Source organism: Kitasatospora sp. Xyl93 (assembly GCF_055383135.1).
The window spans coordinates 2,916,765-2,941,750 of the sequence record NZ_AP029185.1; the positions used below are offsets into that span (position 1 = coordinate 2,916,765).

At 73.7% G+C, this 24,986-nt stretch carries 21 protein-coding genes; 5 read left to right on the forward strand and 16 right to left on the reverse strand.

Annotated elements, in window-relative coordinates; all coding sequences use genetic code 11:
- Positions 1–32 precede the first annotated feature (32 nt).
- The 7 genes from ACZ5GH_RS12850 to rimP all read right to left on the reverse strand — a co-directional run bounded on the left by ACZ5GH_RS12850 (position 33) and on the right by rimP (position 7,486).
- On the reverse strand, positions 33–1,136 hold the full coding sequence (locus tag ACZ5GH_RS12850; RefSeq protein ID WP_464334308.1) for a DHH family phosphoesterase: 1,104 nt from the start codon (positions 1,134–1,136) through the stop codon (positions 33–35).
- Positions 1,137–1,138: 2 nt separating this feature from the next.
- Complete coding sequence (gene rbfA, locus ACZ5GH_RS12855) at positions 1,139–1,579, reverse strand: 30S ribosome-binding factor RbfA (protein WP_207812580.1); 441 nt, start codon at positions 1,577–1,579, stop codon at positions 1,139–1,141.
- A 153-nt stretch (positions 1,580–1,732) separates the two neighbouring features.
- Positions 1,733–2,029 (reverse strand): DUF503 domain-containing protein, encoded by a 297-nt coding sequence (locus ACZ5GH_RS12860; RefSeq protein ID WP_030311386.1) that lies wholly within the window; start codon positions 2,027–2,029, stop codon positions 1,733–1,735.
- Positions 2,030–2,180: 151 nt separating this feature from the next.
- On the reverse strand, positions 2,181–5,294 hold the full coding sequence (gene infB / locus ACZ5GH_RS12865) for a translation initiation factor IF-2 (protein ID WP_387760272.1): 3,114 nt from the start codon (positions 5,292–5,294) through the stop codon (positions 2,181–2,183).
- 229 nt (positions 5,295–5,523) lie between these two features.
- Positions 5,524–5,766: a YlxR family protein gene (locus ACZ5GH_RS12870; protein ID WP_464334309.1), complete on the reverse strand. Its 243-nt coding sequence runs from the start codon at positions 5,764–5,766 to the stop codon at positions 5,524–5,526.
- A gap of 126 nt (positions 5,767–5,892) precedes the next feature.
- A complete protein-coding gene (nusA, locus tag ACZ5GH_RS12875; protein ID WP_387760269.1) occupies positions 5,893–6,894 on the reverse strand; it encodes a transcription termination factor NusA in 1,002 nt (333 codons plus the stop codon).
- Positions 6,895–6,949: 55 nt separating this feature from the next.
- Complete coding sequence (gene rimP / locus ACZ5GH_RS12880; RefSeq protein ID WP_401118581.1) at positions 6,950–7,486, reverse strand: ribosome maturation factor RimP; 537 nt, start codon at positions 7,484–7,486, stop codon at positions 6,950–6,952.
- A 281-nt stretch (positions 7,487–7,767) separates the two neighbouring features.
- On the opposite strand from rimP, the gene ACZ5GH_RS12885 reads away from it, so the two are divergent.
- Together ACZ5GH_RS12885 and ACZ5GH_RS12890 are read left to right on the forward strand one after the other, a co-directional pair.
- A complete protein-coding gene (locus tag ACZ5GH_RS12885; protein ID WP_387760313.1) occupies positions 7,768–8,694 on the forward strand; it encodes a ferritin-like domain-containing protein in 927 nt (308 codons plus the stop codon).
- A 133-nt stretch (positions 8,695–8,827) separates the two neighbouring features.
- A complete protein-coding gene (locus ACZ5GH_RS12890) occupies positions 8,828–9,745 on the forward strand; it encodes an aminoglycoside phosphotransferase family protein (RefSeq protein WP_464334310.1) in 918 nt (305 codons plus the stop codon).
- Here the strand turns inward: ACZ5GH_RS12890 and ACZ5GH_RS12895 are convergent.
- The 5 genes from ACZ5GH_RS12895 to dxr form a co-directional block, all read right to left on the reverse strand.
- Entirely contained in the window at positions 9,742–10,329 is a 588-nt protein-coding gene (locus ACZ5GH_RS12895) for a GNAT family N-acetyltransferase (protein WP_387760264.1), read from the reverse strand. The two genes, ACZ5GH_RS12890 and ACZ5GH_RS12895, sit on opposite strands and share 4 nt — an antisense overlap.
- Positions 10,330–10,442: 113 nt before the next feature.
- On the reverse strand, positions 10,443–11,318 hold the full coding sequence (locus tag ACZ5GH_RS12900; protein ID WP_387760311.1) for a GNAT family N-acetyltransferase: 876 nt from the start codon (positions 11,316–11,318) through the stop codon (positions 10,443–10,445).
- A 205-nt stretch (positions 11,319–11,523) separates the two neighbouring features.
- Positions 11,524–12,684 (reverse strand): flavodoxin-dependent (E)-4-hydroxy-3-methylbut-2-enyl-diphosphate synthase, encoded by a 1,161-nt coding sequence (ispG, locus tag ACZ5GH_RS12905; RefSeq protein WP_387760262.1) that lies wholly within the window; start codon positions 12,682–12,684, stop codon positions 11,524–11,526.
- Between the two features lie 142 nt (positions 12,685–12,826).
- Positions 12,827–14,131 (reverse strand): M50 family metallopeptidase, encoded by a 1,305-nt coding sequence (locus ACZ5GH_RS12910; RefSeq protein WP_387760260.1) that lies wholly within the window; start codon positions 14,129–14,131, stop codon positions 12,827–12,829.
- Between the two features lie 80 nt (positions 14,132–14,211).
- Positions 14,212–15,453: a 1-deoxy-D-xylulose-5-phosphate reductoisomerase gene (gene dxr, locus ACZ5GH_RS12915; protein ID WP_387760258.1), complete on the reverse strand. Its 1,242-nt coding sequence runs from the start codon at positions 15,451–15,453 to the stop codon at positions 14,212–14,214.
- A gap of 69 nt (positions 15,454–15,522) precedes the next feature.
- Here dxr and ACZ5GH_RS12920 point away from each other — a divergent pair, with 69 nt between their 5' ends.
- Entirely contained in the window at positions 15,523–16,191 is a 669-nt protein-coding gene (locus ACZ5GH_RS12920) for an NAD(P)-binding oxidoreductase (RefSeq protein WP_387760256.1), read from the forward strand.
- Between the two features lie 130 nt (positions 16,192–16,321).
- Here ACZ5GH_RS12920 and ACZ5GH_RS12925 read toward each other — a convergent pair whose 3' ends face one another.
- The 3 genes from ACZ5GH_RS12925 to ACZ5GH_RS12935 all read right to left on the reverse strand — a co-directional run bounded on the left by ACZ5GH_RS12925 (position 16,322) and on the right by ACZ5GH_RS12935 (position 21,856).
- A complete protein-coding gene (locus ACZ5GH_RS12925; RefSeq protein WP_387760255.1) occupies positions 16,322–17,764 on the reverse strand; it encodes an aldehyde dehydrogenase family protein in 1,443 nt (480 codons plus the stop codon).
- Positions 17,765–18,061: 297 nt separating this feature from the next.
- Positions 18,062–19,630 carry a PucR family transcriptional regulator gene (locus ACZ5GH_RS12930; RefSeq protein WP_387760253.1) on the reverse strand — a complete coding sequence of 523 codons (1,569 nt, stop codon included), beginning with the start codon at positions 19,628–19,630 and terminating at the stop codon, positions 18,062–18,064.
- Positions 19,631–19,783: 153 nt separating this feature from the next.
- On the reverse strand, positions 19,784–21,856 hold the full coding sequence (locus tag ACZ5GH_RS12935; protein ID WP_464334311.1) for a type IV secretory system conjugative DNA transfer family protein: 2,073 nt from the start codon (positions 21,854–21,856) through the stop codon (positions 19,784–19,786).
- A 241-nt stretch (positions 21,857–22,097) separates the two neighbouring features.
- On the opposite strand from ACZ5GH_RS12935, the gene gabT reads away from it, so the two are divergent.
- Together gabT and ACZ5GH_RS12945 are read left to right on the forward strand one after the other, a co-directional pair.
- Positions 22,098–23,438 (forward strand): 4-aminobutyrate--2-oxoglutarate transaminase, encoded by a 1,341-nt coding sequence (gene gabT, locus ACZ5GH_RS12940; RefSeq protein ID WP_401118560.1) that lies wholly within the window; start codon positions 22,098–22,100, stop codon positions 23,436–23,438.
- Positions 23,439–23,917: 479 nt separating this feature from the next.
- Positions 23,918–24,580 (forward strand): phosphatase PAP2 family protein, encoded by a 663-nt coding sequence (locus ACZ5GH_RS12945; RefSeq protein ID WP_464334312.1) that lies wholly within the window; start codon positions 23,918–23,920, stop codon positions 24,578–24,580.
- On the opposite strand, the gene ACZ5GH_RS12950 is transcribed toward ACZ5GH_RS12945, so the two are convergent.
- Positions 24,553–24,885, reverse strand: a complete 333-nt coding sequence (locus ACZ5GH_RS12950) for a DUF2218 domain-containing protein (RefSeq protein WP_387760246.1) — start codon at positions 24,883–24,885, stop codon at positions 24,553–24,555. The two genes, ACZ5GH_RS12945 and ACZ5GH_RS12950, sit on opposite strands and share 28 nt — an antisense overlap.
- Positions 24,886–24,986: the final 101 nt, after the last annotated feature.

The window sequence follows — 24,986 nt, forward strand, 5'->3', positions numbered from 1 at the left end:
GTTCTTTCTCTCAACAACATCAGCAGAGACGATCAACGTACCGGGCGCAGGGCACTCCGGAACCGCTCGACCACCGCGGCCACCTCCTCGCGGACGCTGAATCCGGCCGCGAAGACGTGCCCCCCGCCGCCCAGCTCGGCGCAGGCCGCGGCGACGTCCACCGCACCCTTGGACCGCGAGGAGCCGCGCAGCGTGCCGTCCGGGTCCTGCTTGAGCACCAGCGCCACCTCGGCCTCGGCCGGGCGGCGCAGGACGTCGATCAGTCCCTCGATCTCCTCGACCGTGACGCTGAACAGCGCGAGGTCCTGGTACGGCACCCACGTCCACACCAGGCCCAGCCCGTCCGCCGCCTCCGGCTCGTAGACGGCCCGGTCGAGCGCGCCCGCGAGCACCTTGAGGTAGCCGAACGAGGAGGTGTCCCACAGCTGCCGGGAGATCAGGTCGTGCCGGATGCCGGTGGCCAGCAGCCGGCCCGCCAGCTCGTGGGTGGCGGGCGTGGTGGCCCGGTACTTGAACGACCCGGTGTCGGTGGCGACACCGGTGTAGAGGCAGGTGGCCAGCTCCTGGTCGAGCTCGACGCCGAGCCGGCGCAGCAGTTCGTCGACCAGCACCGCGGTGGCCGGCGCGCTCGGGTCGATCAACTGGTGGGTGCCGAAGCCCGGGTTGGAGGCGTGGTGGTCGAACACCACCAGCACGGGCGCGGCGAAGGCCTTGTCGTGCAGCAGGCCGAGCCGGCTCTCCGCGGCCACGTCGAAGCAGAGCACCAGCTCGGGCCGGTCCGGCACCTCGGCGGCCGGCACGATCAGCTCCTGGCCGGGCAGGAAGGCCAGCGACTCCGGGACGATCTGCGGGTCGTCGCCGAAGGACACCCGCACCTGCTTGCCGAGCGCGCGCAGCGCCAGCGCGGCCGCCAGCGAGGAGCCCAGGGCGTCGCCGTCCGGGCAGATGTGGCAGATCAGGTCGATCGAACGGGCCCGCCCGATCTCCGCCACCACCCGCTGCCAGACCAGCTCGAACCCGCTCTCCTCGCTGCGCGGGGCCGGGAGCGCCGCGAGGGCACCCTCCACCGTGCTGGTGGAGGACGCCCCCGTGGTCGATCCGGCTCGCGAGGCGGCCCGCGCCGGCTCACCCGCCATGACTACTCGTCCTCGTCGTCACGCTCGGACGCCGGAACCCGGTACGGGTCCGCGTCGCCGGCGTAGCTCGCCCCCGCGGCCTGGGTGCGCACGGCGGCGTCCGAGGTGCGGGCCCGGTCGAGCAGGTCGTCGATGTTCCGGGCGTTGTCCGGCAGCGCGTCCGCGACGAAGGTCAGCGTCGGGGTGAAGCGCACCCCGATCTTGCCGACCTCGGAGCGGATCACGCCCTTGGCGCTCTCCAGCGCGGCCGCGGTGGCCTCGCGCTCGGTCTCGTCACCGAAGACGGTGTAGAAGACGGTGGCCTCGCGCAGGTCTCCGGTCACCCGGGTGTCGGTGATGGTCACGAACCCCAGCCGGGGGTCCTTGATCCGCCGCTCCAGGGTCTGGGCGACGACCACCTGGATGCGGTCGGCGAGCTTGCGCGCCCTTGCGGTGTCGGTCACGTTGCCTCCTCGTGCAGTGGGCCCGGTACCCGGGCGAGCTGCGCACCCGTCGGGGCCCACGCCCCAAAGTACCGGCCCGCGCCCGGCCTTGCGGGCGCTCTCGGTCCTGATCCGTGTGAGAACGGCGACTTCCGTCGGCCGGCTCCACGGTCCTCATTCGTCGTCGTCGTTGTGGTACCGCCTCCTCGCGGAGAGGAGCTGCACCTCGGGGCGGCCGGCGACCAACCGCTCACAGCTGTCCAGGACCTCGGTGACGTACCCGGCTTCGCCGGCCACCACCGCGAGGCCGATCTCGGCCCGGCGGTGCAGGTCCTGGTTCCCGGTCTCGGCAGCGCACACGCTGTACTTGCGCTGCAGTTCGGCCACGATGGGCCGCACGATCGAACGCTTCTCCTTGAGCGAGTGGACGTCGCCCAGCAGCAGGTCGAAGGTGAGTGTTCCCACGAACATGATGGACAGGTCTCGCCGACCTGGAAGGCCTCGGGGAGCAGCCCGGAACCGGGCTGACGCCGTTGTGTCTGACTACTCCCGGACCCTACACAGCGAGACCGGGGCCGGTCGACGGAAATACCACCCGTCGACCGGCCCCGGCTGACACCGACTAGGCGCGCGGCTTCTCGCGCATCTCGTAGGTCTCGATGATGTCGTCGACCTTGATGTCGTTGAACGACCCCAGGGTGACACCGGCCTCGAAGCCCTCGCGGACCTCGGTCGCGTCGTCCTTGAAGCGGCGCAGACCCTCGATGGAGAGGTTCTCCGCCACGACCTTGCCGTCGCGCAGCAGGCGGGCCTTGGCGTTGCGGCGGATGATGCCGTCGCGGACCAGGACACCGGCGATGTTGCCGAACTTGGAGGAGCGGAAGACCTCGCGGATCTCCGCGGCGCCGAGGCGCACCTCCTCGTACTCCGGCTTGAGCATGCCCTTGAGGGCGTTCTCGATCTCCTCGATCGCCTGGTAGATGACCGAGTAGTACCGGACGTCCACGCCTTCCTTCTCGGCCGCGGTACGCGCACGGCCTTCGGCGCGCACGTTGAAGCCGATGATGATGGCGTCCGAGCCCATCGCCAGGTCCACGTCGGACTCGGTGATGGCACCCACACCGCGGTGCAGGACCCGGAGCTCGACCTCCTCGCCCACGTCCAGCTTGACGAGGGCGTCCTCGAGGGCCTCGACCGAACCGGAGACGTCACCCTTGATGATGAGGTTGAGCTGCTCGATGGAGCCGGCGGCGATGGCCTTGTCCAGGTCCTCCAGGGACACCCGGACCCGACGCTGCGCGAAGGCGGCGTTGCGGTCGCGGGCCGAGCGCTTCTCGGCGATCTGACGGGCGGTGCGGTCCTCGTCGACGACGATGAAGCTGTCGCCGGCGCGGGGCACCGAGGTCAGACCGAGCAGCAGCACCGGACGGGACGGGCCGGCCTCGGAGAGGTTGTTGCCGTTCTCGTCCAGCATCGCGCGGACGCGGCCGTAGGCGTCGCCCACGACGATCGAGTCGCCGACGCGGAGGGTACCGCGCTGCACGAGCACGGTCGCCATGGCGCCGCGGCCCTTGTCCAGGTGCGCCTCGATGGCGATACCCTGCGCGTCCTGCTCGGGGTTGGCCCGCAGGTCCAGCGAGGCGTCCGCGGTCAGGACCACGGCCTCCAGCAGCTGGTCGATGTGCAGGCCCTGGCGCGCGGAGATGTCGACGAACATGGTGTCGCCGCCGTACTCCTCGGCCACCAGGCCGAACTCGGTCAGCTGACCGCGGACCTTGGTCGGGTCGGCGCCCTCGACGTCGATCTTGTTGACGGCGACCACGATCGGCACACCGGCGGCCTTGGCGTGGTTCAGCGCCTCGACCGTCTGCGGCATGACACCGTCGTTGGCCGCGACCACCAGGATCGCGATGTCGGTGGACTTGGCACCACGGGCACGCATGGCGGAGAACGCCTCGTGACCCGGGGTGTCGAGGAAGGTGATCGGGCGCTGCTCGCCGTTCACCTCGGTGACGACCTGGTAGGCACCGATGTGCTGGGTGATGCCACCGGCCTCGCCGGCCACCACGTTGGACTTGCGGATCGCGTCCAGCAGTCGGGTCTTACCGTGGTCGACGTGACCCATGACGGTGACGACCGGCGGGCGCGGGGCCAGCTGGTCCTCGTCGCCCTCGTTGGCACCGAAGTCGATGTCGAACGACTCCAGCAGCTCGCGGTCCTCGTCGTCCCGGCTGACGATCTCCAGCTGGAAGCCCATCTCGCCGGCCAGCAGCTCGAGGGTCGCGTCGGAGACCGACTGGGTCGCGGTGACCATCTCACCGAGGTTGAACATGACGGAGACGAGCGCGGCCGGGTTGGCGTTGATCTTCTCCGCGAAGTCCATCAGCGAGGCGCCGCTCGACAGGCGAACGGTCTGGCCGTTGCCGCGAGGCAGCATCACACCGCCGACGGACGGGGCCTGCATGGCCTCGTACTCCTGGCGCTTCGCCCGCTTCGACTTGCGGCCGCGCGCCGGGCGACCGCCCGGGCCACGACCGAAGGCGCCCTGCGTACCACCACGGGCACCCGGGCCGCCGGGACGACCGCCGAAGCCGCCGGGACGCGGGCCGAAGCCGCCGCCACCACCGGGGGCACCGCCACCGGGACGCGGGCCGCCGAAGCCGCCGCCACCGGCCGGACGCGAGCCCGGACCGGCCGGACGACCCTGGAAGCCGGGACGGGCGCCACCGGCACCCGGACCACCCGGACGGCCGCCGGGGCCACCCGGACCACGGCCACCCGGACCCGGACGCGGGCCGGCCGGACGCTGCGGCATCATGCCCGGGTTCGGGCGCGGCATGCCGGACGGGGTCGGACCGCCGGGACGCGGCGCGGCCGGACGGGGCATGCCGTCGGGACGCGGGGCACCACCCGGACGGGGGGCACCGGCACCCGGGGCACCGGCGGGACGCGGACGGTCGCCACCGGGACGCGGCGCACCGGCACCCGGGGCACCGGCGGGACGCGGACGGTCGCCACCGGGACGCGGGGCACCGGCACCCGGGGCACCGGCCGGACGCGGACGGTCGCCGCCCGGACGCGGAGCGCCGCCGCCCTGGGCACCGCCCGGACGCGGGGCACCGCCCTGACCGCCCTGACGGCGGTCGCCGGGACGGCCCATGCCGGTGGCGCTACCCGAGGTGAACGGGTTGTTGCCCGGACGCGGGCCGGCCGGACGCGGGCCCGGACGGGCGCCGCCGGAGGCCTGGCCACCCGGGCGCGGGGCCTGGGTGGACGGACGCGGGGCGTCGCCGGCCGGAGCCGGCGAGGAGAACTCGGCCGCGGGCGCGGCCGGGGCCGCCTGGGCGGCGGGACGCGCGGCCGGGCGCGGGCCCGGGGTCGGCGCGCCCGGCTTCGGGGCGGCGGGGGCGGCCGGCGCGGAAGGCGCGGCGGCAGCCGGGGTCGGACGGGGACCAGGCGCCGCGGCGGGGCGCGGACCCGGAGTCGGAGCCCCCGGCTTCGGGGCACCCGAGCCGGCGGCGGGGGAGGGCGCCGCGGTCTTCCGCGGGCCCGGCTTGGCAGCGGAGCCACCAGTGGGGGCCACACCAAGCGCGTCAGTCAACTTGCGCACGACCGGCGCCTCGATCGTCGAGGACGCCGAACGAACGAACTCACCGAGCTCGGTGAGCTTGGCCATGACGGCCTTGCTCTCCAAGCCAAGCTCCTTGGCGAGTTCATAAACCCGGACCTTAGCCACTTCACTCCTGTCTATGAGTCCGGGGGTCTCGTCCGCCGGACTGTCGCTACTTCATGGGCGTACCCATCGCGTACTCATCGCGTACTCATCGAGTGCTCATCGCAATCTCGACCTACTTCCACATCGCGAGGTACCTGACTGGTGGCACGGCGCGCGGCTGCCCGAACGCCGTGCTTGTTGCGGTGGTTCTCCGCCGCGCGAGCGGCGGCCGTCGCGGGAGGCGGCCCTGCTAGGGGGCTTCACCCGCCCGCTCCCCGATGAACCCGCGGAGCCGCTCGGTGTCGAGCGTGCCCTGGAGCCGGAAGGCCCGGGGGAACGCCCGACGGCGGACCGCGAGGTCGAGGCAGGCCGGATCGGGGTGCAGGTGAGCGCCCCGGCCCGGGAGTGCGCCACGGGGATCAGGGACGCACTCGCCCTCGACCGCCGTGACACGCAACAGCTGGTGCTTGGCCGCGCGCTTGCGGCAGCCCACGCAGGTGCGCTCCGGGCGTGCTCGGACATGCGTCCGGCCAGACGAAGGCAAGTCTACCCCTCCGAGGCGACATGGCGCCGCCCGTCGATCCCGGAGGGCCGACGGGGACACCCACGACAACACTGATTACCGGGCCTGCGATTCCTCGGACTGGCCCTCGGTGTCCGGCCGGATGTCGATCCGCCAACCGGTCAGACGCGCGGCCAGGCGGGCGTTCTGCCCCTCCTTGCCGATCGCCAGCGACAGCTGGTAGTCCGGCACGATCACCCGGGCGGAGCGCTGGGCGGCGTCCACGATCTCCACGCTGGTCACCCGTGCGGGGGACAGGGCGGCGGCCACCATCTCCCGCGGGTCCTCCGACCAGTCGACGATGTCGATCTTCTCGCCGTGCAGCTCGCCCATCACCGCGCGCACCCGGGAGCCCATCGGGCCGATGCAGGCGCCCTTGGCGTTCAGGCCCTGGCGGCGCGACCAGACCGCGATCTTGGTGCGGTGGCCGGCCTCACGGGCGATCGCCGCGATCTCCACGCTGCCGTCCGCGATCTCCGGGACCTCCAGCGCGAACAGCTTCTTCACCAGGCTCGGGTGGGTGCGCGACAGCGTCACCGAAGCGCCGCGCACACCCCGGCGCACGGCCACCACGTAGCACTTCAGCCGGGTGCCGTGCCGGTAGTCCTCGCCCGGGACCTGCTCCTGCGGCGGCAGGATGGCCTCCAGCTTGCCGATGTCGACCAGCACGTTCTTCGGGTCGTTGCCCTGCTGGACGACACCGGTGACGATGTCGCCCTCCTTGCCCGCGTACTCGCCGAAGGTCTGGTCGTCGGCGGCGTCGCGCAGGCGCTGCATCATCACCTGGATGCCGATGCTGGACGCGATCCGGCCGAAGCCGTTCGGGGTGTCGTCGAACTCCTTCGGCTCGACGCCCTCCTCCAGCTCCGCCGGGTCCTCCATGGCCCACACGGTGACGTGGCCGCTCTTGCGGTCCAGGTGCACCCGGGCCCGGCGGCGCGAGCCCTCGGTGCGGTGGTACGCGGTGAGGAGGGCGGACTCGATGGACTCGACCAGCAGGTCGAAGGGGATGTTCTTCTCGTTGACCAGCGTGCGCAGGGCACTCATGTCGATGTCCACGGCTACGCCTCCTCGTCTTTCGTCACGTTCGTCATGGTCGTACGGCACCCGGGGGTCACTCGGCGCCGTCCTCCCCCTCGTCGAAGTCCGCGGCCTCGTCCAAGAGCTCGTCGTCCTTGCGGTTGAACTCGACCTGGACGCGCGCCCGGTCGACCTCCGCGTACGCCAGACGGCGCTCCTTCGGGCGGCCGCGGCCCTTCACCGGCTGCACCTCGACCAGGGCGCCGTCCTCGTCCGCCTCCAGCACCCGGGCGACGATCTCCCCGCCGTCCACCAGGTGGATCCTGGCCAGCCGGCCCTCGGCGCGCTGCCAGTGCCGGGGCAGGACCAGCGGACGCTCCGCACCCGGCGAGCCGACCTCCAGCAGGTACGCGTCGTCCCCCATCAGGTCCGACTCGTCCAGGGCCGCACCGACCACCCGGCTGAACTCGGCGATGGCGTCCATGTCCACACCGCCGTCGGTGTCGACGTCGATCTGCACCTGTCGGCGGCTGCCCGCCCTGGTGACCCTGACGTCCTCCAGGTCCAGGCCGGCCTGCTCGGCCAGCGGCTCCAGCAACGCTCGCAGCCGGTCGGTGTGGGTGGTGCTCATCCGGGTGGACTCCTCGGCCGCGTCTGCTGTTGTCAGAAGGTCGCCCCGCGCCCCCGGTGCCACACCGGATCACGGCAGCTCGGCCCAAAGCCTATCCGGTCAGGCCCCCAACCACCGATTCCGGACCGCCGCCCACCGCCCGCACGCCACCCACTGCGAGCAAGCTCACACCCGGCACGGCATCCCCGAACCGGGCCCGGGAACGTGGGGATTCTGTAATCATTCACGCCAACGAGGGCAGCGGGGAGGCCGTCCTCCCGTACCCGCCCGGAGTGACCCCGATGCAGCCGCCCAGCCGACGGACCTTCCTGGCCCTCGGACTGCTCACCGCCCTCACCGCCTGCACCGCCGACCCCCGCGGCGCCCGCCCGGCCGGCCCCGCCCCGACCCGCGACCCGGACGCCCCCGCCCGGCTCCGCGCGATCGCCGACACCGACCTGCTGCTCGGCGCCTACGACAACCTGCTCACCGTCCCGGGCGCCCAGACCGCCATCCTCCAGCCCCTGCGCGACGACACCGCCCAGCACCGCGCCGCCCTCGCCCAGGGCCTGCCGACGGCGAGCCCCTCGCCCACCGGCACCCCGGTCCGCTCCCTGCCCACCCTCCCCGAGCTGGCCCTGATGGAGCGCCGGACCGCCGAGTCCCGCCTCAACGGCCTCGACGAGGTCAGCCCGCCCCTCGCCCGGCTGCTCGCCGCCGTCTCCGCCTCCAACGCCCTGCACGCCGCGGCCCTCGGCGACCCGACCCCCGTCAGGACGCCCGACGGCCGCACCGAGGCCACCCCGGCCGCCAGGACCGCCGCCGTCCCCGCCCTGCAGACCGCCCTCGGCGCCGAACACGCCGCCGTCTACGGCTACGGCGTGGTCGGCGCCCACCTCCCCGACGACCCCCAGCGCGCCGACGCCCGCTCCACCCACGCCGCCCACCAGGCCCAACGCGACGCCTGGCAGCGCCTCCTCACCTCCTCCACCGCCGCCCCCACCCCCGCCGCCGGCGGCTACCAGCTCCCGTTCCCGGTCGCCTCGCCCGCCGACGCCGCGAAGCTCGCCGTCCACCTGGAGACCCGACTGACCACCGCCTACGCCGACCTGGTCACCGCGCTCCCCGCCCCTTACCGCCCCTCCGCCGCCACCGCCCTGCGCGAAGCCGCCCTCCGGGCCCACCGCTGGGGCGCTCCGGCCACTCCCTTCCCGGGCCTCCCCGGCTGACCCCGGGCCCTCCCGGTTGACCGCAGGGCCTCGCCGGCTGACGGCGGGCCCGCACCGGCTGACCCCGGGCCCCGGCGGACGCGCGGGGCGAAGCCCGCACGCCCGCCCCGCCCCAAACCCCGACAATGGACCCATGTCGGAAGCCGAACCCACCATCACCGTCCCCAGCCGGCTGACGAACACCGTCACCGCCACCCACGGCGACGTCGCCCGCCGGTGGCTGGCCACCCTCGCCGCCCGGGCCGCCACCCACCTCGCCGCCTGGAACCTCACCCTGGAACGGGTCCTCGACCCCGGCGGCAGCCTGAGCCTCGTCGCGTACGTCCACCGCGACGACCTCTCCCCCGCCGTCCTCAAGATCGGCCTGCCCACCCCCGAGACCGCCCACGAGCACACCGCCCTCGCCCACTGGGCGGGCCGGGGCGCCGTCCTGCTCCTCGACGCCGTCCCCGCCGAGGGCGTCCTGCTGCTCGAACGCCTCCACGGCGAGATCCCGCTGCGCTCCCTCGCCGAGCCCAAGGCCATGCTGGAGGCCACCAGCCTGCTGCACCGCCTCTGGACGGAGCTCCCCGAGGGCCACCCCTTCCCGGCCCCCGCCCAGCGGATCGCCACCACCGCCCGCCTCGCGGAACGCTCCCACCCGGCGGCCGCCGAAGCGCGGCACCTGGTCGCCGAGGCCCTGGACACCGCCCGCGACCTGGCCGGCTCCGCCACCGAGTCCTTCCTGCTGCACGGCGACTTCCACCACGGCAACGTCCTGGCCGCCGACCGCGCCCCCTGGCTGGCCATCGACCCGCGCCCGCTCGCCGGCGAACGCGCCTACGACCTGGCCCGCCTGGCCCTGGACCGCGCCGACACCCTGCTCGGGTCCCCCGGCGCCCCCGCCGCCGTCCGCCGCCGGCTGGGCCGGCTCTCCGAGGCCCTGGAGGTCGACCAGGACCGCCTCCGCGGCTGGACCCTCTTCCGCGCCGTCGACCTCGCCCTCCGGGCCCTCGGCACCGACCGCCGCGAGGACGCCGAGCTGTACCTCGAGTTCGCGAACTCCCTCTAGCCCGAAGCCCCTTGGCCCTCGCCCGCAGGCGCGCTCCAGGCCCCGGCCCCCCGCAGGGGCAGCCGGGCCCCCATCACCGCGTACAGCCGGTCCGTCGCCGGAAACCGCACCGCCCGCGCCAGGTCCCGGTACCCCAGCCCCCGGTACAGCCGCCGCGCCGGCGTCTCCGCGTCGATCGCCGACAGGATGCTCCGGTCGAGTCCCGACCGCTCGCACAGCGTCCGGATGAGCCGCGAACCGACCCCCTGCCCCTGGAACTGCGGCAGCACGTGCAGCTCGGTGACGGCGAACACCCCGTCCAGCCAGTCCCCGTGCCCCTCCGCGGCCAGGTAGGGCTCGATCACCGTGCTCCACCAGTGCTCCCGCTGGTTGGGCATCCCGTACCCGAACCCGACCAGCCGCCCGCCGCTCATCGCCCCGAACGCGATCACCCCCGGCTGCTGGGCGTGCCGCCCCACGATGTGCAGCCGCACCGCGACCTCCTCGGGCGTCAGCCCGAACGCCACCGCCTGGACCTCCAGCGCCTGCGGCGCCCAGGCCGCAAGGTCGATGGCCTCGATCGTCACCCCGGTCAGCTGATCCATGCTCCGGACGTTACTACCAGCGGCCCCGCGGCGCGGCCGAAGATCCCAACAGCGCTTCGCGCAGCTTGCCGGACCCGCGCGGAACAGCGCCGCGACCCGCTGCGGCAGCACGCTCAGAACAGCACGCTCATGAACGCCCCGACCTCCTGGAAGCCCACCCGCCGGTACGCGGCCCGGGCCCGCAGGTTGAAGTCGTTGACGTACAGCGACACCACCGGCGCCACCTCCCGCAACGCGACGTCCAGGACCGCCGCCATCCCCGTCTCGGAGAGCCCCCGCCCCCGGTGCTCCGGAGCGACCCAGACCCCCTGGATCTGGCAGGCCCCCTCCGTCACCGCCCCGATCTCCGCCTTGAAGACGACCTGCCCGTCCTCGTCGAACCGCGCGAACGACCGCCCGGTGGAGACGAGTTCGGCCACCCGGGCCTGGTAGAGCAGCCCGCCGTCCCCCGCCAGCGGCGACACCCCCACCTCCTCGGTGAACATCGCCACGCACGCCGGCATCAGCGCCTCGACCTCGTCCCGCCGCACCCTGCGCACCAGCGGGTCCGGCGCGATCTCCGCCGACGGCGCCGAGGTCGCCAACAGCGGCTGGTGCGCCCGCACTTCCCGGGCCGGCCCCCAACTGCGCTCCAGCAGCGCCCAGAAGGCCGCGGTGGCCGCCGCCGGCCCGACGATCGAGGAGCACCGCCGTCCCTGCCGGCGGGCCCGCTCGGCGAACGCCGCGACCGCCACCGGCCCGGCGTTGACCAGGACCAGGTTCGCCCCGGCGTAGCAGAGCGCGTCCAGCACCCCGTCCGCGTCGTACCAGCCCCACAGCTCCCCGCCGAGCCGCCACGGGTCCAGCCCGACGGCCTCGACCCTGGTCGCGACGAACGCGTTGGCGACCGGGTCGCGGTGGAGGATCTCCAGGGCGCCCGGGAGGTCCGGCGGCTCCAGCACGCGGGTGGTGGCCAGGGCCCGGGCGGCCTGGAAGGAGCTCGGGAGCATCACACCTCGATCGAGCATCGAGACAGCACCTCACTGAGACGACTCTGGCCGCACCCTACTCCGTGGCCCCACCCGGCTACGGCCGCGGGGCCGTCCGCGAACGGACGGCCCCGCTTCCGGAAATCACCGCGCGGGTGTTCCGCACGGTCAGGACAACCCACGGCTGTCGGAACACGCTACGCGGGGGTTCGCTCCCCGCGACCGGTCACTCCCCCGCGACCACGGTAGGCGAGCCCGCCTCGACGCCCGCCTCCTGCATCTGCTCGGCGAGCTTGAGCGCCTCCTCGATCAGGGTCTCGACGATCTTCGACTCCGGGACGGTCTTGATGACCTCGCCCTTGACGAAGATCTGACCCTTGCCGTTGCCGGAGGCGACCCCGAGGTCGGCCTCGCGGGCCTCGCCCGGACCGTTCACGACGCAGCCCATGACGGCCACCCGCAGCGGCACCTCCATGCCCTCCAGCCCGGCGGTGACCTCCTCCGCGAGCTTGTAGACGTCCACCTGGGCGCGCCCGCAGGACGGGCAGGAGACGATCTCCAGGCCGCGCTCGCGCAGCCCGAGCGACTCCAGGATCTGGTTGCCGACCTTGATCTCCTCGGCCGGCGGGGCGGAGAGCGAGACCCGGATGGTGTCGCCGATGCCCTCGGCCAGCAGCGCGCCGAAGGCGACCGCCGACTTGATGGTGCCCTGGAAGGCCGGCCCGGCCTCGGTCACGCCGAGGTGCAGCGGGTAGTCGCACGCGGCGGCGAGCTGGCGGTAGGCGTTGATCATCACGACCGGGTCGTTGTGCTTGACCGAGATCTTGATGTCGCGGAAGTCGTGCTCCTCGAACAGCGAGCACTCCCACAGCGCCGACTCGACCAGCGCCTCCGGGGTGGCCCGGCCGTACTTCTCCATCAGGCGCTTGTCCAGCGAGCCGGCGTTGACGCCGATCCGGATCGGCACGCCCGCGTCCTTGGCGGCCTTGGCGATCTCGCCGACCTTGTCGTCGAAGGCCTTGATGTTGCCCGGGTTCACGCGCACCGCCGCACAGCCGGCGTCGATCGCCGCGAAGACGTACTTCGGCTGGAAGTGGATGTCCGCGATGACCGGGATCTGCGACTTCTTGGCGATGATCGGCAGCGCGTCGGCGTCGTCCTGCGAGGGCACGGCGACCCGGACGATCTGGCAGCCGGACGCGGTGAGCTGGGCGATCTGCTGGAGGGTGGCGTTGATGTCCGAGGTCACGGTGGTGGTCATCGACTGCACCGAGACCGGGGCGTCGCCGCCGACCGGCACGTTGCCGACCATGATCTGCCGGGAGTAACGGCGCTTGGCCAGCGGCTTGAGCGGCAGGGACGGAATACCGAGCGAGATCGCGGTCATGTGCGCAGGGTTCCCCGGGGTTGAGGTGTGGTCGACCGCCCGGCCGTGACACGGCCGAGGCCGGGCGCGCTGTGATCGCGCACCCGGCCTCCACGGTACGGCACCGCAACGGCGCCCAGCACACCCGCCGTACCCGAACGTCCTAGCCGATCTTCACCGGGTTCACCAGGTCGGCGACCATCACCAGCAGTGTGAAGCCGATGAAGACGCTGGCCACCACGTACGCCACCGGCATCAGCCTCGCGACGTCGAACGGGCCCGGGTCGGGCCGCCGGAACAGTTGTGCGAAGCGGCGGCGGACCGCCTCCCAGGCGGCGCCGGCGATGTGCCCGCCGTCCAGCGGGAGCAGCGGCAGCATGTTGAAGAGGAAGAGCGACAGGTTGATCCCGGCGAGCAGGTTCACGAAGACCGCGATCCGCTGGGTGGCCGGGATGTCGAGCGAGATGACCTCGCCGCTGACCCGGGCGGCGCCGACCATGCCGATCGGCGAGTCCGGGTCGCGCGGGGCGTCGCCGACGACCGCGTTCCACAGCCCGGGGATCTTGCCGGGCAGGGCGATCAGCGACTTCACCCCGTTCTCGGCCATGTCGTACATCCGGTCGAGCGACTGCCCGAAACCGAGCTGGACCACACCACTCGCCGGAGTGAATCCGAGGAACCCGGCCTGGACGGTCTGGCCCTTGAGCGGGACGTTGTCGCCGTCGTACTTCTGGACGTCGTTGACCGCGATGGTCGGGGTGAGGGTCTGCTGCTGCCCGTCCCGCTCGACCACCACCGGCACCGTCCGGCCGGCCGACCTGCGGATGTCCTCCTGGAGCTGGTCGTAGGTGCGGATCCGGTCGCCGTCGAAGGAGAGGATCCGGTCGCCCGCCTTCAGCCCGGCCTGGGCGGCCGGCGTCTGCGGGGCGCCCTCCGGGCAGCTGTCGGTCGGCTGCCCCGCCTTGACCACGCACTGGGCGACGGTCTTGACCGTCGGCACGCTCATCTGGACGCCGAAGCCCATCATGACGGTCAGGAAGAGCCCGAACGCCAGGACCAGGTTCATGAACGGCCCGGCGAACATGACGATCATGCGCTTCCACGGCTTGCGGGTGTAGAAGAGCCGGCTCTCGTCACCCTCCTGGAGCTCCTCGTAGGAGGCCTCGCGGGCGTCCTCGATCATGGTGCGCCAGGGCGAACTACTGCGCTTGGTGATCCGGCCGTCATCGCCCGGCGGGAACATCCCGATCATCCGGATGTACCCGCCGAACGGGATCGCCTTGATGCCGTACTCGGTCTCGCCCTTCCGGCGCGACCAGAGGGTCGGGCCGAAGCCGACCATGTACTGCGGCACCCGGATGCCGAACAGCTTGGCCGTGGAGAGGTGGCCGAGCTCGTGCCAGGCGATCGAGATCAGCAGCCCGATGACGAAGACCAGGATGCCGACCACCGTCAAAACCGTTGCCACCGCTGGTCCTCCGTCATGCCGCTCCGCTCATCGTCTCGTCCTACCGCAATCATGGCCGTCGCCCGGCCGTCGCCCGGTGGTCAACCGGCCGCCAGCTCGCGGGCCCGGGCGCGCGCCCAGTCCTCCGCGTGCAGGACGTCCTCCACCGTCAGGGAAGTTCCCGACGCCGGACCGCCGTCCCGCCCGCCGTGCTCGGCCACGACCTTGGCAACAGTGTCCACGATTCCGGTGAAGGCGAGACGGCCCTTCAGGAACGCCTCCACGCACTCCTCGTTGGCCGCGTTGAAGACCGCCGGGTTGGTGCCGCCCAGGGTGCCCACCTCGCGGGCCAGCTCGACCGCCGGGAAGGCCTCGTCGTCCAGCGGGAAGAACTCCCAGGTGGCGGCCTTGGTCCAGTCGCAGGCGGGGGCGGCGTCCGACACCCGGTCCGGCCAGCCCAGGCCCAGCGCGATCGGCATCCGCATGTCCGGCGGGCTGGCCTGGGCCAGGGTCGAACCGTCGGTGAACTCGACCATCGAGTGCACCACCGACTGCGGATGGACCACGACCTCGATCCGGTCGAACGGCACGTCGTACAGCAGGTGCGCCTCGATCACCTCCAGGCCCTTGTTCACCAGGGTGGCCGAGTTGATCGTGACGACCGGGCCCATCGCCCAGGTCGGGTGCGCCAGCGCGTCCTGCGGGGTCACCCCGGCCAGCTGCGCACGGGTGCGGTCGCGGAACGGGCCGCCGCTGGCGGTCACCACCAGCTTGCGCACCTCCGCCCGGGTGCCGCCGGCCAGCGCCTGGAACAGCGCGGCGTGCTCGGAGTCCACCGGCACGATCTGGCCCGGCTTCGCCACCGCCTTCACCAGCGGACCGCCGACGATCAGCGACTCCTTGTTGGCCAGCACCAGCACCCGGCCCGCCGCCAGCGCGGCCAGCGTCGGCCGCAGGCCGATCGAACCGGTGATGCCGTTCAGCACCGAGTGGCACTCCAGCGCGGCCAGCTCGGTCGCCGCGTCCGGGCCCACCAGCACGGTCGGCAGCGGACGGCCCGCCGCCTTCGCGGCCAGCGCCTCGCGCAGCGCCGGCTCGGCCGCCGGATCCGCCACCGCCACGGTGTGCACGCCCAGCCGCACCGCCTGCTCGGCGAGCAGCTCCACCCGGCCGCCGGCCGCCGACAGGGCGACCACCCGGAAGCGGTCCGGGTTGCGGAGCACCACGTCGACGGCCTGGGTGCCGATCGAACCGGTGGAACCCAGGATCACCAGCTCCCGGGGGCCGGAGGGGTCCGCCACGGTGGGCGTGAAGCGCAGCTGCGGGTGGGCGAGCGAAGTCATGCGCCCATTGTGTCCTGTTCGCGGCGCTCCCCAGGACGACCTCCAGCCCTTCGGACTACCGTCGGAACCATGCGTACCGTCATCGCCGGGGGCCACGGACAGATCGCGCTCCAGCTGGAACGGCTGCTCGCCGCCCGCGGCGAGCGGCCCGCCGGGATCATCCGCCGCCCCGAGCAGGCCCAGGACCTCGTCGACGCCGGCGCCGAGCCGCTGCTGCTCGACCTGGAGGCCGCCACCGCCCCGCAGCTCGCCGGGCTGCTGACCGGTGCCGACGCGGTGGTCTTCGCCGCCGGCGCCGGACCGGGCAGCGGCGCCGCCCGCAAGAACACCGTCGACCGGGACGCCGCCGTCCTGCTCGCCGACGCCGCCGAACTCGCCGGGGTCCGCCGGTACCTGATGGTCTCGGCGATGGCCGCCGACGCCGAGGCGCGCCACCCCGCCGACGAGGTCTTCGAGACCTACCTGCGGGCCAAGGGCGCCGCCGACGACGCCGTCCGCGCCCGGACCGCTCTGGACTGGACGGTGCTGCGCCCCGGGCGGCTCACCGACGGCCCCGGCACCGGCCTGGTCCGGCTGGCCCCCTCGGTCGACCGCGGCGCGGTGGACCGGGCCGACGTGGCCGCCGTCCTGGCCGCACTGCTGCACGAACCCGGCACGGCCGGACTGACGCTGGAGCTGGTCGCCGGGAACGCCACCGTCGAGGAGGCGGTCGCCGCGGCCGCCGGGCACGACGGCTGAACCGGCGCGGGCGCGCGTGGGGGGTGCGGGGAGCGCTCGGACGCGAGGAGGGCCCGGTTCGGTGAACCGGGCCCTCCCGCTACCGCCGTAGCGCTGCCATGGCACCGCTACGGCGTCACTACGGTGCCGCTCAGAGGTCGAGGCCGGTCAGGACCATGACCTTCTCGACGGTGTAGTCGTCCATCGCGTACTTGACGCCCTCACGGCCGACACCGGAGTCCTTGACGCCGCCGTACGGCATCTGGTCGGCGCGGTAGGACGGCGCGTCACCGATGATCACACCGCCGACCTCCAGCTCCCGGTGGGCGCGGAAGGCGGTCTGGAGGTCGTGGGTGAACACGCCCGCCTGGAGGCCGAACGCCGAGTCGTTGACGGCCGCGAAGGCCTCGTCCACGCCGTCCACCTTGTGCAGCGACAGCACCGGGCCGAACACCTCGGCCTTGGCCAGGATGGCGTCCCCGGGCAGGTCGGCCAGCACGGTCGGGGCGTAGGTCGCGCCCTCGCGGGTACCGCCGGCGAGCACCTTGGCGCCCTTGGCGACCGCGTCCTCGACCCAGGACTCGACGCGCTTCGCGGCGTTCTCGTCGATCAGCGGGCCGACGTCGGTCGCGTCGTCGCTCGGGTCACCGGTGACCTGCGCCTTGACCTTGGCGACGACCTTCTCCGCCAGCGCGTCGTACACCGAGGCGTCGGCGATGACCCGCTGCACCGAGATGCAGGACTGGCCGCCCTGGTAGTTGGCGAACATCGCGATCCGGGTGGCCGCCCAGTCCAGGTCGGCCTCCGAGGACCAGTCGGCGAGCACCACGGCCGCGGCGTTGCCGCCGAGCTCCAGGGTGCAGTGCTTGCGCGGCACCGAGTCCATGATCTGGTAGCCGACCTTGTCCGAACCGGTGAAGGAGATCACCGGCAGGCGCTCGTCCTGCACCAGGGCCGGCATCCGGTCGTTCGGCACGGTCAGGATCGACCAGGAGCCGACCGGCAGGTCGGTCTCGGCCAGGATCTCGCCCAGCACCATCGCCGACAGCGGCGTCGCCGGCGCCGGCTTCAGGATGATCGGGGCGCCGACCGCGATCGCCGGGGCGACCTTGTGGGCGACCAGGTTCAGCGGGAAGTTGAACGGGGCGATCCCCAGCACCACACCGCGCGGGAAGCGGCGCACCACCGCGAAACGGCCCACGCCGCCCGGGTCGGTGTCCAGCCGCATGGTCTCGCCGTTGGTGCGGCGCGCCTCCTCGGCGGCCCAGCGGAAGACCGACACCGCGCGGCCGATCTCACCGCGGGCCCACTTGATCGGCTTGCCGTTCTCGGCGCTGACCAGCTGGGCGAGCTCCTCGGTGCGCTCGGCCAGCCGCTTGGCCACGTGGTCCAGGGCGCCGGCACGCTGGTGCGCCGGGGTGGCGGCGAACACCGGCAGCGCCGCGACGGCGGCGTCCAGCGCCTCCTCGACCTGGGCCTCGGTCGGGATGCTCACCTTGCCGACCAGACGGCCGTCCCAGCTGTTGTGCACCTCGAAGTCGGCGTCGCCGCTCGCCCGGCGGCCGGCGAGCCAGAAATCGTACGTGGTGGTCACCGTGGTACCGGCCCTCTCCTCGTCTGTCCTACGGCCCACGGACGTGGGACCCGGATTTGAGGGTAGGCGGGGCGGCGCGCGGACCGGATTGGCCGACTAGGAGCGTTCGCCCCCGAGGCCACTCCACCGCGTCCTACGGGAGCCGCCCCCGGGGCGCCGCTTCCCGACTGCGCTGAGCCTCCCGGGGCCTCACACTCCCCCCGGGAGCGTCGCTCCTCGCCGGGCCCACTCCTCGCCGGGGCGCCCTGTCCTCGCCCGGTCTCACTCCTCACCGGGGCGCCCTGTCCTCGCCGGGTCTCACTCCTCGCCGGAACGGAGCGCCAGCCACAGCTCCATCCGCACGTCCGTGTCGTCCAGCGAGCGGCCCAGCAGCTCCTCTACCCGGCGCATCCGGTAGCGCAGCGTGTGCCGGTGCACGCCCAGGTCGGCCGCCGCCGCGTCCCACTGGCCGTGCCGGGACAGCCACGCCCGCAGCGAGGCCACCAGGTCCCCGCGGGCCGTCCGGTCGTGCTCCCGCAACGGCCGCAGCAGCCCCTCCGCGAAGGCCGTCACCGCGTCCTCGCCGAGCAGCGGCAGCAGCGACCCCGCGCCGACCTCCTCGTGGTCCACCGACCGGCGGCCACCGCGCAGCGCCACCGCCAGCGCCCGCTCGGCCTGCGCGTGCGCCGTCCCGGCGTCCTCCAACGCGGCCGGCGCCGAGACGCCCAACGACAGGCCCTCGTGCTCCTCCACCGCGCCCAGACAGGCCCGGTGCACCGCGCCGTTGTCCAGCGCCAGCACCATCAGCCGCGGCCCGTGCGCACCGTCCTCCCGTGCCACCAGCAGCTTCTCGCCCACCCGCGAACCCGCCTGCTCGGCCCGGTCGCCCAGCTCCCCGAGCGCCTCCGCGGCATCCGCGGAGGCCGGCCCGGCCCCGGCCACCAGAACCCGTATCGTCCCCTCCGGCAGACCCCCGAACAGCCCCACCGCCACCTGCCGGGCCGTCGCCACCTCGCCCGCCAGCACCATCCGCAGCAGCGCCGCGCCCATCCGCTCCTCGGCCTGCCGCAGCTCCCGCGAACGCTCCAGGGTGAGGGTCAGCAGCGCCACCGCCGCGTTCAGCACGTACCGCTCGGTCGGCGTGATCCGGTCCTCGGTCCCGACCGCCAGGAAGCCCCGGGCCCGCCGGTCCGCCCCCAGCGACTGGACCACCACGTAGTCCTCGTCCGCCGTGTCTATCCCCGGCGCGCGGCCCTGCAGCGCCGCGCTCGACGGCGCCGGCCGCCGACGCAGCCGGTCCACCTCCGCCGCCAACCGCCCCGCCCGGCGCGCCGCCCAGTCCGGAGCCACCACCGACAGCGCGCCCGACCCGTCGTACAACGCCGCCCAGCCCCCCAGCCGGGCCGCCAGCCGGCGCACCACCGCCGTCGTGCCGTCCTTGCCGAGCGCCGCCCGGGTCAGCTCCTCCTGCGCCTCGAAGCTGGTCGTCACCGCCTCGTACTGCTCCGCGGCCAGCGCCGCCGACACCACCTTGCTGATCGCGATGAACGGCGTCGGCTCCGGCACCCGCAGCAGCGGCAGCCCGCGCTGCGCCGCCGCGTCCACCAGCGGCTGCGGCACCTCGGTGTGCGACAGCCCCACCCCGAGCCCCAGCCCGACCACGCCCGCGTCGGCCAACCGGTGCACGTACGCCTGCAGCTGCGCCGCCGTACGGCCCAGCTTGATACCGGTGGTGAGCAGCAGCTCACCACCCTCCAGGAACGGCGTCGGGTCGTCCAGCTCACTGGTGTGCACCCAGCGGACCGGCCGCTCCAGGTGGTCCGCACCGGCGAGGACCGTCAGATGGAGCGACGTGTTGCGGACGACGGAGGCGAGTGTGGGGGGCATGGCACCTTCGGAGGATCGACCTGACCGCGCCGTTGCGGCCGGGCGAGGAGAGGGACGTGGGACTGGTGAGGGTCTCTCCCCTTCATTATGGACGCTCCGGACAACCCGCACTGCCGAATCCACCTCGAAGGCGACTTCCCGGCGGCCCCGCCGTCAGTTCCTGAGATCCACCAGCAACGGCGGCACCTGCTCCCCCGACACCGCCGTCAACGACACCACCGCGTGCCCCGCCGGCAACGCGTGCGCCAGATCCGACGGCGACCACCGCAACCGCTCCACGTCCCGCGTCGTCACCGACTCCGTCTGCGCCGTCGTCCCCGACAACGCCTTCCGCCCGACCCGCCCGGCCCGCCGGATCACCCCACCGGAGGTGTCGGGGGTGTGGGTGACCGCGGTCTCCTGCACCAGGTGCGTCCCCCAGGCCTCCGAGAACAGCTTGCCGTCCCACGGCGCGATCCCCGGGAACGCCATCCGGCAGCCGACCGCGCCGAACAGCGGCGCCCGCAGCGCCTCCGGCAGGTCCACCAGCGTGCGCAGCAGCAGCACCGCGCCCGCGTTCGCCCCGCGCATCCGCTGCAGGCCGCGCACCGCGGTGGCGTCCAGCGCCGCCGAGGCGTCGTCCACCACCAGGCCGGCGAACAGCGAACGGTCCTCGCGGGCGCCGGCCGCCTGCACGAACTGCCCCACCACCAGGCGGGACAGCATCCGCGCCGCCTCCGGGTGGCTCCGCTCGGGCAGCTTCACCCGCACCCGCAGCGGGTGGTCCAGCACCCGCATCGCGAACGGGGGCCGACCGGTGCCGTCGGTCGCGAAGGCCCCCTCGAAGGCGGGCCGCTCCAGCAGCGCCAGCCGGTCCGCCAGCAGCGCCCCGGGATCGTCCGCCCGGTCGCGCTGCCGCTCCCGGTGCTCCAGGTCCCGCTCGTGGACGGCCAGCCGACCGGCCGCGCCGAGCGCCTTCACCAGGGCGGCCAGCACGTCCGGATCACCGGCCAGCAGCGCCCGCAGCTCCCGCACCCCCGGGTAGCGGCCGTACGCCGCGTGGAAGGGGCCCACCACCTGCTGCAGCGCGGTACGGGCGTGCTCGGCGCGGGCGGTCAGCTCGTCCGGCAGCAGCGCCTCGGCCAGCCGGGCGGCCGCCTCGTCCGGGTCCCGCGCGGCGCCGTAGAGGTCCAGCCCGTACAGCGAGGACGGGTCGCCGGGCGCGATCACCACGTCGTACCAGGAGTCCGGACCGAGCTCGGCGTCCGCCGCCCCGACCACCACCGCGCAGGCGGTGCCGGACAGCGCCTGCAGGCACAACGCCTCGGCCACCGGCCGGGCCAGCCGCGCCGTCTTCCCCGTCCCGGCGGGGCCCACCGCGAGCAGCGAGGTGCCCAGCACCGCCGGGTCCAGTGCGAAACCGGCCGCCCGGTGGCCCAGCGGGTTCTTCGGGACGTCCTGCGCGGTGCCGAGCCGGACCTGACCGAGCAGCAGATCGTGCCGCTCGGCGCGATCGGGCAGCTCACGCGCCTCGGAGGGGTGGGCGAAGGCCGCCGCACCGCGGGTGGCCACCTGGTCGGCGAAGGCGGGCACGAACACCGGGTCCGCCTGGGCGGACTCCCACGCGCGCCGGATCCGCACGTAGTCGACGTCCCCCACGGCCTCGCCGTCCAGCCGGGCCGCTGCCTCGGCCGCGCCGCCCTGGCGCAGCCCGGCCCACGGATCCTGCCCCCGCACGGCCTCGGCCACCCCCGGGACATCCTCCTCGGCGGGCCGCTCCTGCGTCACGGTGCGCGACACCAGCGGCGCGACGTAACGGCGCCACACCTCGGGCCAGCGGCCCATCCGGCCGAAGACCTTGATGACGATGCCCATCACCAGGACGTTCAGAGTGAGGACCACCGATGTCGCGACGAAGGCCGACTGTGACGGAAGGACGCCGACCAGCGTCGCCCCGTCCGTAGCGAACTCGACGCCGTAGACAAAGGCCAGCCACCCCACCACCGCGTTCAACCCCGCCCGCAGCAGCAGCGGCCAGGTGGCGACCTTGGCCGCCTCCGCCCGCTCCGGGTCGATGCGGCGGTAGCCGAGCCGGTAGATGCCCGGGTCGGCGTCCGGGCGCGGGGCGCAGGCCCAGGCCGCGAGGTCGAAGGCGGGGGTACCCGCGCCGGGGCGTGGCGAGGGGACCGGCGTCGGGGGTCTGGTGGTGGTGTGCTCGCCGTGGTGGTGTGCCCCGTCGTGTGCCATGTACGGCCCCGCTCCCTCGCCCGCCCGGCCCGACCGCCGTCGGTGCCGCCATACCCATGCCGCCGTACCGGCGACACGCCCGCGCTCAGGGTAGTGGAGCGTGGCCTGCGGGTAGTCGTACCGCCCGTGCTGGCCGTGCCGGACAAGTCGGGCGGCGCACTGCTACCGAGTGGCGCGTGCCCGGGTGGGGAGGGCGGCCGTAGCCTGCGAAGCACCGAGCCGAGAAGTCTGGAGAAACCCCATGAGCGCCGCAACGCCGCTCCCGCAGGAGCGCCGCCTGGTCACCGCGATCCCCGGTCCGAAGTCGCAGGAGCTGCACGCCCGCAAGCTGGGTGCGGTGGCGGCCGGTGTCGGCACCACCCTGCCGGTGTACGTGTCCCGTGCCAACGGTGGCGTGCTGGAGGACGTGGACGGCAACTCGCTGATCGACTTCGGCTCCGGCATCGCCGTGACCAACGTCGGCAACAGCGCCGAGGCCGTGGTGGCCCGGACGACCGAGCAGCTGGCCAACTTCACCCACACCTGTTTCATGGTGACCCCGTACGAGGGTTACGTGGCCGTCGCCGAGCAGCTGAACGAGCTGACCCCGGGTGACCACGAGAAGCGCACCGCGCTGTTCAACTCGGGTTCCGAGGCCGTCGAGAACGCGGTGAAGATCGCCCGCGCCTACACCAAGCGCCAGGCCGTCGTGGTGTTCGACCACGGCTACCACGGCCGCACCAACCTGACCCTGGCGCTGACGGCGAAGAACATGCCGTACAAGCAGGGCTTCGGTCCGTTCGCCCCCGAGGTCTACCGGGTGCCGGTCGCCTACCCGTACCGCTGGCTGACCGGTGCGGAGAACGCCGCCACCGAGGCCGCCGCCCAGGCGATCGACGCCATCAACAAGCAGATCGGCGCGGAGAACGTCGCCGCGATCATCATCGAGCCGATCCAGGGCGAGGGCGGCTTCATCGAGCCGGCCAAGGGCTTCCTGCCGGCGATCGTGGAGTTCGCGAAGGCGAACGGCATCGTGTTCGTCGCGGACGAGATCCAGACCGGCTTCTGCCGCACCGGCCAGTGGTTCGCGTGCGAGGACGAGGGCATCGTCCCGGACCTGATCACCACCGCCAAGGGCATCGCGGGCGGTCTGCCGCTGTCGGCGCTGACCGGCCGCGCCGAGATCATGGACGCCGCGCAGACCGGCGGCCTGGGCGGCACCTACGGCGGCAACCCGGTGGCCTGCGCCGCCGCGCTGGGCGCCATCGAGACCATGAAGGAGCAGGACCTCAACGGCAAGGCGCAGCGGATCGGCGAGATCATGCTGGGCCGCCTGCGGGCGATGCAGGAGAAGTACGAGATCATCGGCGAGGTCCGCGGCCGCGGCGCGATGATCGCCATCGAGCTGGTGCTGCCGGGCGGCAAGGAGCCGAACGCGGAGGCCACCGCGGCCATCGCCAAGGCGTGCCACGCGGAGGGCCTGGTCGTGCTGACCGCCGGCACCTACGGCAACGTGCTGCGCTTCCTGCCGCCGCTGGTCATGCCGGAGCACCTGCTGAACGAGGGCCTGGACATCCTGGAGGGCGCGTTCGCCGCCCTCTGAGCGGTGTCGCCCGTCAGGCGGTGAACCCCTCCGGAGGGTTGTCCGGACAGCGCTGAACGGCCCGTGGGGACCTCTGGTCCGCACGGGCCGTTCGGTTTCCGGGCGCACCGTGCGGGCGGGCCGGGCATGGTCGCCGGGGCGCCCCGGAGGCCGAACGGCGCAGGGTGAAGATGATGTGCGGAATCGCTGGAGGCGCTCGGCGCGGAAGGGGTGTTGACGTAGTGTCATCACAGATGGACAGCGAGCCTCAGCCGTTGGCGCGGCCGTCCGCGGGGCCCCTTCCGGGGCCCCTTCCGCGGGTGCCGCACGAGGACGACCAGGCCGGCCCGGGAGGGCCGGCGCACACCGAAGACCGATCGACCGACCGTCCGCCCCACACCCCCCGGGACGCGCGGAACGGCGATCATCAGAGCCGCCCCGGAGCTCTCCCCCCTGCTCCGGGGCGGCTGTTCGCCGTCCTGGGCCGGGCGGCGCGGTCGGTGGCCGTGCCGGTGGTGGCGGCGGTGCTGTTGCTGGTGGTGTCCTGGCAGGTCGCGGCGGACGGGCCGCTGCTGGGCGTGGACCGCTGGGTCCGCCGGGCGGTCCGCACGGCCCACCGGGACTTCCCGAACGCGCTGCTCGACCGCCTCGGCCACCTCCTGTCGGACCTGGGCGGCGGTGTCCCGGCGGTCCCGGTGCTGCTGCTGGCCGGCGCGCTGGCCGCCTGGCGGGGTCGCCGGGCCGGGGCGGGCCGCTGGTGGCCGCCGTTGCCGGTGGCGGCCCTGACGGCGGGGCTGATCCCGCTGCTGGTGGTCCCGGCGAAGTCGGCGTTCGCCCGGCCGGGGCCGCTCGGGGAGCCGCTGACGGCGGGCCAGTGGGGCTGGTACCCCTCCGGCCACACCGCGACCGCGACGGTCGCGTACGGGGTGGCGGCGCTGCTGCTGGCCCGGGTGGCGGGGCCGCTCGCCGCCCGGGGGCTGGCGGCCGGTGCGGCGCTGCTGTCGCTCGGGGTGGGCGCGGGGCTGGTGTGGAGCGACTTCCACTGGCTGCTGGACGTGGTGGCGAGTTGGTGCCTGGCCGTCCTGGTGCTGTGGTCGCTCGCCCGGTGGCTGCCCCGGCCGGGTTCCGGCAGGCGTCAGGCCTCGGGGTCCTCGTTGCGGTGAACCAGGCCGGCCTCGCCGTTGTCGCGGTGCCACTCGATGACGAGTTCGTCGCGGGCGCCGAAGCGGACCAGGTGGCGCCCGACGACGTCCTCCAGGCCGGGCAGGTTCTCGCGCTCGCCCTCGACGGTGAGCAGCAGTGCGTCCGGCTGCGCCTCCAGGGTGGCGGTGCCGGCGCCGAAGACCAGCGTGCCGCGGCCGGTCTCCTCCGAGTAGACGGCCTCGATCTTGCGCCCCATGTGGGCGGTGAGCTGCTTGGCGTAACGGCCCGGCCGGTCGGTGGCGACGCGGGCTTCGGAGCGGGGCATGGGCCCTCCAAGGTCGGGGAGGGGAACTTAGGGTCCCCTCACTAGGCGCAACGCTAACCCAGATGCTGAGCTAGGCTCAACATATTTCCGCGACCGTCCTC